At 63.5% G+C, this 10,823-nt stretch carries 12 protein-coding genes; 5 read left to right on the top strand and 7 right to left on the bottom strand.

The genetic code is table 11. The annotated features are described in order from the left end of the window. From BDIM_RS01660 to BDIM_RS18660, 3 genes are all read right to left on the bottom strand, one after another. Positions 1-2,056, bottom strand: a 2,056-nt coding sequence (locus tag BDIM_RS01660) for a TonB-dependent receptor (RefSeq protein WP_040344541.1), incomplete at its 3' end; no start/stop codon positions are given. 63 nt (positions 2,057-2,119) lie between these two features. Continuing rightward, entirely contained in the window at positions 2,120-3,130 is a 1,011-nt protein-coding gene (locus BDIM_RS01655; protein ID WP_248601196.1) for a FecR family protein, read from the bottom strand. Continuing rightward, positions 3,111-3,599: an RNA polymerase sigma factor gene (locus tag BDIM_RS18660; protein ID WP_081461811.1), complete on the bottom strand. Its 489-nt coding sequence runs from the start codon at positions 3,597-3,599 to the stop codon at positions 3,111-3,113. Before BDIM_RS18660 ends, BDIM_RS01655 begins: the two co-directional genes overlap by 20 nt. Before the next feature lie 83 nt (positions 3,600-3,682). Between BDIM_RS18660 and BDIM_RS16950 the strand changes: the two genes are divergently transcribed. Together BDIM_RS16950 and BDIM_RS16945 are read left to right on the top strand one after the other, a co-directional pair. Then, positions 3,683-3,904, top strand: coding sequence for a helix-turn-helix domain-containing protein (locus BDIM_RS16950; RefSeq protein ID WP_003163817.1), 222 nt, complete (start codon positions 3,683-3,685; stop codon positions 3,902-3,904). Between the two features lie 48 nt (positions 3,905-3,952). Beyond that, positions 3,953-4,156, top strand: coding sequence for a helix-turn-helix domain-containing protein (locus BDIM_RS16945; RefSeq protein WP_040344536.1), 204 nt, complete (start codon positions 3,953-3,955; stop codon positions 4,154-4,156). 187 nt (positions 4,157-4,343) lie between these two features. On the opposite strand, the gene BDIM_RS01640 is transcribed toward BDIM_RS16945, so the two are convergent. The 3 genes from BDIM_RS01640 to BDIM_RS01630 are packed head-to-tail and all read right to left on the bottom strand — an operon-like array spanning position 4,344 to position 7,265. After that, positions 4,344-5,378 (bottom strand): CBASS cGAMP-activated phospholipase, encoded by a 1,035-nt coding sequence (locus BDIM_RS01640; RefSeq protein ID WP_003163816.1) that lies wholly within the window; start codon positions 5,376-5,378, stop codon positions 4,344-4,346. A 22-nt stretch (positions 5,379-5,400) separates the two neighbouring features. Beyond that, a complete protein-coding gene (locus BDIM_RS01635) occupies positions 5,401-6,024 on the bottom strand; it encodes a type II CBASS E2 protein (RefSeq protein ID WP_050796561.1) in 624 nt (207 codons plus the stop codon). Beyond that, on the bottom strand, positions 6,012-7,265 hold the full coding sequence (locus tag BDIM_RS01630; protein ID WP_003163814.1) for a nucleotidyltransferase domain-containing protein: 1,254 nt from the start codon (positions 7,263-7,265) through the stop codon (positions 6,012-6,014). The genes BDIM_RS01635 and BDIM_RS01630 overlap by 13 nt, the downstream gene beginning before the upstream one ends. Before the next feature lie 142 nt (positions 7,266-7,407). Here BDIM_RS01630 and BDIM_RS01625 point away from each other — a divergent pair, with 142 nt between their 5' ends. Together BDIM_RS01625 and halB are read left to right on the top strand one after the other, a co-directional pair. Beyond that, the gene (locus BDIM_RS01625; RefSeq protein ID WP_003163813.1) at positions 7,408-8,319 is read left to right on the top strand and encodes a helix-turn-helix transcriptional regulator; all 912 of its coding nucleotides are present in this window, start codon (positions 7,408-7,410) and stop codon (positions 8,317-8,319) included. Positions 8,320-8,341: 22 nt separating this feature from the next. Beyond that, a complete protein-coding gene (gene halB / locus BDIM_RS01620; protein ID WP_256974338.1) occupies positions 8,342-9,043 on the top strand; it encodes an anti-phage Hailong system nucleotidyltransferase HalB in 702 nt (233 codons plus the stop codon). A gap of 183 nt (positions 9,044-9,226) precedes the next feature. On the opposite strand, the gene BDIM_RS16940 is transcribed toward halB, so the two are convergent. Beyond that, positions 9,227-10,054 (bottom strand): abortive infection family protein, encoded by an 828-nt coding sequence (locus BDIM_RS16940; RefSeq protein ID WP_169312112.1) that lies wholly within the window; start codon positions 10,052-10,054, stop codon positions 9,227-9,229. 217 nt (positions 10,055-10,271) lie between these two features. On the opposite strand from BDIM_RS16940, the gene BDIM_RS01610 reads away from it, so the two are divergent. Continuing rightward, positions 10,272-10,763 (top strand): hypothetical protein, encoded by a 492-nt coding sequence (locus tag BDIM_RS01610; protein ID WP_040344531.1) that lies wholly within the window; start codon positions 10,272-10,274, stop codon positions 10,761-10,763. Positions 10,764-10,823: the final 60 nt, after the last annotated feature.

Below are 10,823 nucleotides of genomic sequence, written 5' to 3'. Positions count from 1 at the left end.
CCGGCGCGCGAAAGGAGGTGCCCCAGTTGGCGCGGATCTTGAGATCATCCGCTGGGGTCCACATCAGGCCGATCTTGGGATTGGCCGTGGACCCGATGTCGTCATAGTCCTCCACACGCCCTGCGAGCGAGAGTTCCAGTTTTTGTACGCCAGGGATGGCTTGGTCGGGACCGATGAGCGGCGCGCGCACCTCGATGAAGGCGGCTGTGACCTTGCGGTCCGTGTCAGGGGATCGGGTCGAGAGCGGGGTGAGGCCTGAGGTGAAGGTGACGCCGCTGTTCTTCAGCGCCTCCGTTCGGAACTGGGCGCCGACAGCGACCTTCAAATCGCCCGCGGGAAGCTTGAACGCCGCGCCCTGGGCGATGAGGTTGGCGGAGGCCACCTCGCTTTCGTCTGTGTAGCGCCTCCAGCCGCTGGAGATAAAGTCCAGGACGGCGCGAGAGTTCGCGGCGCCAGCGCCAAAGAGGTTGAGGTAGCCGTCGCGCGGCGCCGAGAATGCGGTCGCCGGATTGTCCGCCGTATTGCCCAGAGCTTCCTGAAGATAGATGGAGTGCAGAACGCCGCGGCTCCCGTCGACGGTCCGCTCGGAGCCATAGGTCAGAAAGGCTTCGGCTTCCCAGTCTGCGGGCAGGAAGACTCGGACGCCGAGGCTGGCGCCGAGACTGCGGGCCTGACCGGAGCGTCGCGAAGCCCCGATATCTTCACCGAAGGAATAGGCGATGCTGTGCGACGTCGCGCCCGTCGGAGAGACGAAGTGGGGATTGGCCGTGGTGACCGTCGCAATCGTGGTCGGCGTCAAACTTTCGGTCTCAAACTCGCGTTGGCTAAGGCGGAGGTCACCTGTGAATTCGAGGTGCGAGCCGATCTGCTGTCGGGCGTAGAGGTAGGCCGCGTGGCGATCGAACTCCGGAACGAGCGCAGCCCCGACACGAGTGTTGTCGTAGTTCTGCTCGCCGGCGACGAAATCGGCTGGCGATCTGGCGAGGCCGTCCGCGCCGGGTCGGATCGCATGGGTGGCGACATAGGCTGAGGTCGCATTGTCAAAACGGACGATATTGCCGGGGGCGCCGTAATAGGTCCGGTGATCCGTTCCGCCGAAAGGCCTCAGATCACCCGTGGCGGTGTAGGCGCGGTCCATGGTGCTCAGCGCATTCTGACGCTCGAACTCATAGGACAGAAGCGCTTGGCCGGTGGACCATGTCCGGCCGATGGTATGGGCGGCGATGACGGACTCGCCGCCGCCCCTCGACGCGCCGATACGCAATCGGCTTTCCTGACCGTCGAAGTCCCGCCGCAGGATGATGTTGACCACACCGCCGACGGCGTCCGCGCCATAAAGAGCGGAGGCGCCGTCGAGCAGGACATCCACGCGTTCGACCGCGGCGGTCGGAACGGCCGAGACGTCGGCGAAATCACCCCGGCCGCCTGCGCCCGCCATACGGCGGCCGTTGACCAGCACCAGGGTGGAGTCCGGCCCGAGGCCGCGCAGGTTCACGCCGGTCGCCAGGCCCGAATTACTCTGCATGGGGTCCGATCCGACCAGGGCCGTAGTCGGCGTCCCGCTGCCTGCGTAGTTCTGGGGCAGGGAGGCGAGGGCGTCCGCGATCGTAGCGCGACCGGTGCGGTCGAGATCATCCCGCCGAATCACGGTGACCGGGGAGGGGGTATCGCCGGGGCCGCGCAGCAGGGTGCCGGTGACGACCACGTCATCGACGATCACGGCCTCTGCCAGTTGATCCTTAGGCGCGCGCTGAAGAATCCAGACCCCGCTGGACGACTGAACGGCAACGAGGCCGGAACCAGCAAGAAGCTGGTCGAGGGCGGCGTCGGCCGTCATCCGTCCGCTGAGTCCAGGCGTCCGATGTCCCGCTACCTGGCCCGAGGTGAACATCAGCTGGCGGCTGGCCTGGCTGGCGTAGGCGTTGAGCGCGGAGCCCAAGGGGCCGGCTGGAATAGAGAAGTTGATCTGGGCCGGCGTCTGAGGCTGGGCGTGCGCGGCGCCCGATATGGCCAGAGCGGCGACACCGGAGAATAGGCTGAAACAGTAGGCGGTCATTATTTCTTCCCCCACGACGCATTGGCGCGTCGGGGGAGAGACGGTTGAGGTGGGGTCAGACCCTCACCCTTGCTCATTATTCCTTGAGCTGACCAAACGAACCTGCCCGTCAGCCTCTCTGATCGCTTTCAGATTGAACAGGTGCGCCGCGGCCGAAACAAAGGCCGTCCGGTCTCCGCTGCGGAAGACCCCGTTGATCGGCGTGTTTGCCGCGGCGGGCGCTTCCAGAACGATGGGGGCGGCCAGGTAGCGGTTCACCTCGGCGACGGCCTCGGCCAGAGGCGTGTCCACGAAGGTCAGTTCTCCGGTGGTCCAACTCGTCGCCGTGTCGGCGTTCACGGTTGAGACCTTGGCTTTGCCTGCCCTGATGGCTGACTGTTGGTTGGGCTGCAGCCTTTGAGGAGCGCCCGGCGCGGCAGCCTGCGCCACGTCGACGGCGCCGGACACAAGAAGGACCCGGGTCTCCAATCCGACGCGACGCACTTCGAAGACAGTCCCCACCGCCGTCACGGACGCGTCTGTCGTCGAAACCACGAACGGGCGGGCGGGATTGTGCGCGACTTCGAAGAGGGCCTGGCCTTCGGCAAGCTCGATGCGACGTTCCCCCGCGGTGAAGCGGACACGCATCTTTGACGCGGTGTCCAGGCGGACACGCGACCCGTCGGCCAGTTGCAGGACCCGCTGCTCGCCGATGCCTGTGGCGTAGGTATCACGGCCCTGCCAGAAGAAGACGCCTGCCGCGAGCGAGGCGGCCAGAGTCGCAGTCAGGCCGACTGCGCCGATCTGTTTGGCGCCGAAGCGTCTGGGACGTCGACGCTGCGCCTGGGCGAGCGCGGCCTGGATGTCAGGATCGTCCGCCAGTTCGCCTGTGCGGGACCAAAGCTGTTCCGCACGACGATAGGCTTCGGCGTTTGCCGGGTCTTCGCGCCACTTGGCGAACGCCTGGATGGTGTCCAGCGAAATGGTGCGCGTGCCCAGCCGCGCAATCCAATCGGCCGCCTCGTCGTCGGCGACCGTTCGTGTCTGTACCTCAGCCGGCATCGAAGCCCCTGGACTAGCGTCGGAGTTGAGCATCGACCTGTTTCAGAGCCCGCGAAATGCGACGCTCCACGGTCTTCACCGACACCTCTAGTCGTGATGCGATCTGCTCGTTTGTCAAACTTCCGAAGCGGCTGAGCATGAAAATATCTCGCTCGGGTTGCGGAAGCTTGAGGACCAATTGCTTCAGGAGGACGGCTTCGGTCTGGGATGCGGCGTCAGTCCAGAGGGGCGCGGCGGCGACGTGGAGGCGTTGCCTTTGAGTACGGCGGCCTTCCTCAGCCACGAGGTTGGTGGCGATACGGAGGAGAAGGGACTTGGGGTGACGGACCTCGCCTCGGGCTTGGTAGGGCGCAATGCGGAGGTAGGTCTCCTGGACAACGTCCTCGGGGCTCTCGACGCCAAGCTGGCGGAGGCGGGCTGAGAGCCAGCGGGCATGCCGAAGGTACAGGTCTCCTAGACCTGATGTGTTGTTTCCATGCCTGATCGCGGCCTGATCAGTCATTAGCCCCTCAATGACACGTTCAGGAGGCAAAATGACACGATTAGGGGACAGATTAAAGGGTCGGGTGGCGCTCCATTGTCTGGATGTCCCTCGTCGCCCTGTTGGGCCGAAATATAAGGCGTCATCGAAACGCCCTGGGCATTTCTCAGGAAGAGCTCGCGTTCCGTGCTGACATGAAGCGGAGCTATGTGAGCGGCATCGAGCTCGGCAGTCGAAAACCAAGCGTTGAAGCGTTAGAGCGGCTTGCGATCGCTTTGGGTGTTGATCCACGCATTTTGCTCGAGCCGGATCGCTACTCCAATTGACACGTCTGGTGGGCAGCCAAGTTCGAGCTTGGCCGGTCTCCTGCGCCCATGGACGTCGTAGCCCTTTTAGGCCGCAACGTGCGTGTTCTAAGGACAGCTGCAGACCTCTCGCAGGAGGAACTGGCCTTCCGGGCTGGTATGAAGCGGAGTTATCTCAGCGATCTCGAGCGCGGCACGAGAAATCCTAGCGTCAGGGCGCTGGGACGCATTGCTGCTGCGTTAGGGGTGCCGCCGAGCCGGCTTCTGGAATAGCGCTGCCAGGCGCGTGGCCGGATATCCCGATTGGCAGGAGTTCTTTTAGCCAGCGCTACGGGCGGTTGTGACTCTTCGCGGGCATTCGGAAGGTCCGCTTTGGAGCCGGTACTGGAACCCAAATCCAATGCGTCTGGTCCTGACAACTGACCTTCGTTTGGCCCGCCATTGCGTGCCTTCGCTGCCTTCAATTGATGGGGCAGCGCTCGAACTCGGCGACTTGGTCATGTAGGAACATGGCCTCAATCAAATGCCCTGAGCCCTCGACCAGACTTCGCGCCACAAGTGGCAACTCCGCCGTGGCCCTCGCCGTATCGTCCAAATCGATTGGGTTGGCCGACTCCGGCGGATCGATGCGCACGATGTTGTTCTTGCCGATCAGCAGATAAGCCTGACCCAGGGCGTTTTTGCATTGCGCCCGACCGGCAGCCTTGAAGGCGCGGAGGAAGGCCCAGTGTCCAGCTCCGCCAACGCGCGCGCCCTTATCGACCGTGAAGAAGGCGTCGCCCGTACCGATGCTCAGAATACGCACGTTCTCCCTCGGCACGTCGAAGCAGGCCAGGACGTCGACGAGGGCGTTCATGATGGGATTGTTGGCCCAAATCCCCCCGTCGATCATTACGTAGCCATCGTCGTCCACGGCCGGATAGTAAGAGGGTGCCGCCGTGGTGTGGAGCGCCACATGGGCGAACCTCTTGTGGCGGTCCTTCTGATAGTCGGGGTGGTGCGGCGTCTTGTAGATGAACGGCTCACCGTGCAGGCCCTCGAAGCTCGGGATCACCAGTCTCTTCTTGGAGTCGTCCAGGACCTTGTCGCCGAAGACGGCCAGAAGCTGCTCCCTCAGAGCGCCTTGATCGTGCTTGGGCTTGGTCAGCCAACGCAATCCGCGGGCCCACCTGCGCCAGCCCTTGAGCGTGGGGAAGATGCGCTCGCCCCGGTCAGTGTAGATACGCAACGCCTCTTGCGCGGTCATGCCATGCGCGAGGGCGAGCGCGATGATCCCACCGGTGGAGGTGCCGGCAATCATATCGAAGTGGTCCGCGATCGACGCCCCGCCCAGGAACCGCTTCTCAATCTCGGCTAGGTAGGCGGCGGGGAAGACCCCCTTGATGCCTCCACCGTCAATGGAGAGGATTCGGAACAGCCGATCTGCCGGCCACGGCTGTTTGACCCGCGTGCGCTGGATCGTGCCGTCGGAGCGGCGCGGGGGGACATAGCTCATGGTGTATCTCCTGCCGGCGGGGTCATGCGGCGTGAAGTCGGGGGTGGGCGTCGGCCACCGAGGCAGCCGTTCCAGGCCGGGTGCCGGCGAGCAGCGCATCGTGGGAAACACCGGCGAAGAGTTGGCGGCGGACCATGGTGGTCGATGCCTTCGGCTGCGGGGTCTCCTCTTCCCGAGCTGCTGGCGCCGTCAGGAGCTCGGGTCCATGGGGCGCGGAGCCGCCCATCCAGACGCCGGTCGCATGCCAGGCCTCGTAGAAGCGCAGCCAGCTCGCCGTCCAAGGCAGGATGGTGTCGGCGATCGCACAGTCACGCGACCACCCTCCGGCGCGGGGATCGAAGAGGCAGAGGACCGGCTGCGCCCGAGCCGGGTCGGTGTAGATGTGCGGGATCGGATCGTCGGGATCGTCGGTCCTTGGCTCCAGTGGTGGATCGACGACGGTCACCTCGGGAAACGGAGCGTAGTCGTAGCGGAACGGGTCGCCGTGACGGTTCCGGGCGTAGACGATCTCCACCGCGTAGGGGCGGGACAGCCCCTGGATTCGGCCGCGCCAGATCGCGAGTCGCTCACCAGCGATGACCGTTCGGATGGTCGGCCAGGATGCTCGGATCAGCCGGTCCTGAGCCGCATTGCTTAGGGACGCCACCACGCGGCTCCGCCGTAATAGCTGGTCTGCGGCTCCGCTCGCCCGCGGGTCGGAGTGAGGATCGCAGGGGCGGCCGGCACGATGAGACGGCCCGAACCGGGCGCATACCGGCTTCGCCCCTCCTCCTTATCGCGTCCCATGCGTTGGGCGAAATCCAGAACGGCCGATCGGGCGGCCTGCTCGCCGAACAGATCGCCAAGGATCGTCTGGCGCTGGGCCAATGTCGGCGTCCCCAGGACATAGAGGGTCAACTGGGTGACGTAGTGGTCCAGGTCCCGGCACCAGATCGCCTGGTCGGCGAGGGTCCCGGGCCAGCGGTCGGTCAGGACGTCCGACGGGCAGACAGGGTTGGCTGCGTGGAACAGCCGGCCCGCGTCATGGGCCGCCCGGAACTGGTCGCGGATGTACGTCACATGGGAGAGCAACGCGACGCCGAAGCCGGTGCGATGCACCTTGTGCTCGGCGATGAGCTTGCTCAGGACCACGCTCGGGGGGCAGCGGACGTCACGGTCGTTGTAGCGCAGGTTCCTGAAGCGCTTCGTCAACTGGAGGCTCAATAGGGCGCGGGAGGTCTCATGCGGTTTGACCTGTTCCGGCAGCGGCTCGGTTTGGGCCTTGACCAGCGCGCGGTCCATGGCCTGATAGCTGCTGAAGGCGGAGCCGAAGAGCGGCTCTGCGGGCGTGTTCGCCTTGAACCATTCCGCGAACCCGTACGGATTCGCCAGCACATGTCGCCCTGGGACATGCGGGGTCTCGGGGCGGTGATGGAAGATAATGCTCTCGCGATCGCGCCGGCCGGCCAGGAGGACGGCGGGCGTCAGGTCCACATGCATGCCGTCGGCGTAGGAGACCTGCACGCACCGGGTGCAGCGCTCTGTGACGTCGTAGTAGCGCGATCCACGCTCACCGCGGACGCTGTGGAACAGCGCGTCGAGGACAAACTGGGGATCGGACGTTGGCGCCACCAGCAGACCGACGATCGCGTCCACGTCGTATTCGTCGTTCGAGGCGCGGTTCGCCACCACGGACCCGGTCGCCACGCCGCCTTGGCCGTAGACCAAGCCCACCTTGCCGTGGAGGATGCTATCTTCGCGATCCACCCAGTTGGCGAGGGTGTGATAGCGGTCCCGGGCGGTGGCGTAGTTGGACGGTGCCAGCTGGACGCGCGCGGCAACGTCGGCGAGCAGGACGTCGCCCTCATCCAGGATATGGTTGGAAGTCTCTCGGACGATGGCGTTCACGGAGGGCCCCTTGAGCTCGGATTTGGCGATCAACGGACCGGCCGCAGTTTGACGGCCAACCCGAACATGACGATAAGTTTAGGGATGGCTGCCCGATCCGTCAAGAAACTGGTCGGACTGAATCTAGTTACTGGATGAATCTATGACGGACGACGAAGAAACGCATCTGCGCTGGGGGGTCCGGCGGAGGCTGGAGTTCATCGATTTCCGACTCTTTTGGGAGGGGCGGTTCAATCGAAAGGCCCTCGCCGACGGCTTCGGCATCTCGAGCCAGCAGGCATCCGCGGACATCGCCCAATACGAGGCGCTGGCTCCCGGCAACCTCTCCTATGACCCGGCTCTGAAGGCCTATGTGCGCAGGCCCGCATTCAAGCCGCGTTTCATCAGCCAGTCGACCGATCGGTTCCTGCTCCAGCTCGCGGCCGTGGAAGGCGGCTGGATGCGACAGGAGGACACCTGGTTCGACGCGTTGCCTCCCGCCGAAGTCGTCGTCCTAAATTCGCGGCCGACCGATGCGGAACATCTCTTGCGCGTACTCGACGCGATCCGTGGAAAGCAGGAGCTCAGCATCGAGTACCGTTCGATGACGGGCACGGCGGAACCAGCGCGGAACATCGCGCCTCACGGCCTCGCGCACAGCCGAGGCCGTTGGTACGCAAGATCCTGGTCGAGGGAGCACAACGACTTCCGCGACTACAGCCTCAATCGGATTCAGCGCGTGTTCGACCCACGCCCGTGCTCCATCGACCCCAGTTTGGACTTCGAGTGGGTGCATACAATCAATCTAGACCTGATCCCAAATCCCGCCCTAGCGCCGGAAAGGCGGGCTGCAGTGGAGATCGAGTACGAGATGGAAGACGGCGTCCGGAAGCTGCCGACGAGGCTAAGCCAGAGCTTTTACCTCATGAGCGAGTACAATCTCGACGTCGAGGAGGGGCGGCTGGCCCCCGAAAAACAGCAACTCGTTCTACGCAACCGTACCGAGGTTGAGCAGGCGCGGGCGGCGGCTCGGCAGATGTCGAAGGAGGCGTTGGCGCGTCTGATGGGTTCATGATGACCTTAGCGTCTGCGCGCGTATTCCGATGACGGTCTCGGCGGTCTGCCTATTCGGGAGCCGGGCCCGAGGGGACCAGGACGAGAGCTCGGACGTCGACCTGCTCCTCGTTACCTCCGAGAGGCAACCTCGGCATAGTTCGATGGGCAACCTTTCGCTCTCAATGTACCCGATCGACGACCTCATCGAACGCGCCGCCGCAGGTGACCTCTTCCTTTGTCACCTCGCGAACGAGGCACGGCCCATGTACGACCCCGCGGGTGACCTGCCTCGTATCAGGGCGGCGTTTCGGTATCGCGACTCCTATGATCGCGAGGTGGGGCAGGCTTCAGCGTTGGGTTGGCTCCTTGGCCGTTTCGCTGACAAGCTCCCCAACCCCCGGCTGTCGAATAGACGGATTGCCTGGTGCGTTCGGACGATCTTGATCGCCAAATCAGCTGAGCGTCGTTCTCCACTGTTCGCGCCCGCTAAGTTGGCAGCGTTTGCTGAAGACCTACGGGTCCTGAAGCTGATCCAGCAAAAGTCCGCCGAGGGAGGGCCGGACCAAGCGCTATTGACCCAGCTCCGGGAGTTTTTGCACCGATGGGGCACTCCGGATCCAGTTCCAGAAGCAAACAGTGCCGCTGCCTACGAAACCTTCTTTCTAAGCACCCACAACGAAGTCGGGAGGAAGACGCTAAGAGGTTTCGTTGATGATCTCGAATATGGGGCTGCGACGCGTTAAGCTCTGCCGTCGAGAGCTTGGCTGGCGATCAAAAAGTCCTGCCTCAAAGCGGTGCTTTAAGGTGCGCCCGCGCTGTTCACTGGAATGCAGGGACCGCCACGAATGTCCACCTCCGGGCCGGGCACGAAGGAGCGCTATTGGCGCGTAGCTGAAAGGATTGGGAGCCTTCGAGGCTTACGCCTCTCACCTCCGTAGCTGCATCGCTGCACTTTCGGCAACGAAGGCGGCGACGCCAATCGCGCTCGAAACAATGAGGGCTGCATGATGTTTCGCCGGCTGAATGCCGCCCCCGTGTCTGTCACCAGCCCGGTTCGAGAACCCAGCTAAGCCGTCAACTACCGAGGTGAGTCCATTGAGCATTACGAAGAGGTCTTTGTCCGCAGCATGGAGTTCGGCCTCCATCTTGAGCAGCCTACGAACGCGCTTCAGCAGTTGCGGAAGATCGCCATTGTACTTGGCAGGAGCGTCTGGACTGAGCTTGCGCTCCACTCCGCAGAGGACGTCCTCCAATAGCGACCGGGCGTTGGTAATCGCGCCTCTGTAGTCGCCCTCACGCATCTTCCGCCTGCACTTATCGGCATTGTCAGCGACGAACGCTGCAGATTCGGCGTCCACGGCCGTTAGGGGAGCTTCGAACTCAAACTCGTTGCCATCATTCGTCGCGACGCGCGCCCTTCCGCCTACCAAGACCACCTTCCACCCGTCTCGCAAGAGAAACGGGTTCAACGCTTCGACGGCGTCGTGAAACGATTTGTCCGTCCCTTCGAACTCGAGTGGATCAAAAATTTCTTCAATCAGCTTGGCCAAGTCTGGCGAGCCGTTGAGCTTTTTCAGCTTCTCTTCGGCGTAGACGTGCCGAGAGGGAAATCCACCGCCGCTAGGATACTCGTCGTCCGAACCGTACTCGTTAAATAGCCGGACTAAGGCTGGCCCAGACCGGTACGGTGTCAGACCACTGTCTCCTGTCACGTGCTGCTTGAGCGCACCGATTGTTCGCGTCGAAATCCTCATGCCTAGACTATGCAGTGACTTGTCGTGTTGGCAATGCAACGAGCCGTCGGTGGGATTGCAAATGTCGGCTCGTGGATGCGACGCGAAGGTCCGCTGGTGGCGCCAGCCGGCCCTTGGTTTTAACGCGTCCGCCACCACTCCCCGTTGGGGGGGGGCTCGGGGCCGTCTTGACCGGCACCAACTAGCGACTAACGCTACGTCACGGGGAGGTGACAGGATGGTCCATCTCATTTTTGCGGCAATGCTTCTCGGTCAGGCCCAAGATCCAAGTCGAGCTATCGATGCTGCTTTCGCGGACTTGGATCGCCGATACTTTGCGATGCTCGTTTCAAACGGCGATGCGCTGGTCGCAGCCTTAGGTGAAGGGCCCTCTGAGATGGGCAGCCAGACCTCGCGGTGCCTGGGCCTTCTTACCCCCCTCCACGGCGACCTGGACACAAAGGCTCTTCGTCGCGAAATGGCGTTATTTGCCACCGTGGTGCCGGACGCTCGGCCTGCGGTTTTCGAACTGGCGCGGGGGACAGCTCAAACCCAGGCTGCCAATATTCGGCTCCGCTTGCGTGTGCTGGAAATGTCGGAAGAGGACTGTTTGACGTCTGCCATCTACCGCGCCCAGCGGATGCGTACGATGGAAGTAAGCCAGGATACCCAACAACTTCTTTCGACGATAACTGACCAACCGACGACGAGCTCGAAAGGACCACAATAGGTCGACGCCCAGCGTTCGAAAGGTCGCCTTTCGGCCGCCGCCCCAATGTCCGCTCCTGGC

Source organism: Brevundimonas diminuta ATCC 11568 (assembly GCF_000204035.1).
In the GTDB taxonomy this organism is placed as follows: Bacteria; Pseudomonadota; Alphaproteobacteria; order Caulobacterales; family Caulobacteraceae; genus Brevundimonas; species Brevundimonas diminuta.
The sequence above is the reverse complement of the archived record's forward strand: the minus strand, read 5'-3'. Positions and strand labels throughout refer to the sequence as shown.

What these genes read in the sequence shown, in the direction of transcription:
- BDIM_RS01655 (WP_248601196.1), bottom strand. Translation starts at nt 3,130, where the DNA reads ATGCTCAACTCCGACGCTAGTCCAGGGGCTTCGATGCCGGCTGAGGTA.
- BDIM_RS18660 (WP_081461811.1), bottom strand. Translation starts at nt 3,599, where the DNA reads ATGACTGATCAGGCCGCGATCAGGCATGGAAACAACACATCAGGTCTA.
- BDIM_RS16950 (WP_003163817.1), top strand. Translation starts at nt 3,683, where the DNA reads ATGTCCCTCGTCGCCCTGTTGGGCCGAAATATAAGGCGTCATCGAAAC.
- BDIM_RS16945 (WP_040344536.1), top strand. Translation starts at nt 3,953, where the DNA reads ATGGACGTCGTAGCCCTTTTAGGCCGCAACGTGCGTGTTCTAAGGACA.
- BDIM_RS01640 (WP_003163816.1), bottom strand. Translation starts at nt 5,378, where the DNA reads ATGAGCTATGTCCCCCCGCGCCGCTCCGACGGCACGATCCAGCGCACG.
- BDIM_RS01625 (WP_003163813.1), top strand. Translation starts at nt 7,408, where the DNA reads ATGACGGACGACGAAGAAACGCATCTGCGCTGGGGGGTCCGGCGGAGG.
- BDIM_RS16940 (WP_169312112.1), bottom strand. Translation starts at nt 10,054, where the DNA reads ATGAGGATTTCGACGCGAACAATCGGTGCGCTCAAGCAGCACGTGACA.
- BDIM_RS01610 (WP_040344531.1), top strand. Translation starts at nt 10,272, where the DNA reads ATGGTCCATCTCATTTTTGCGGCAATGCTTCTCGGTCAGGCCCAAGAT.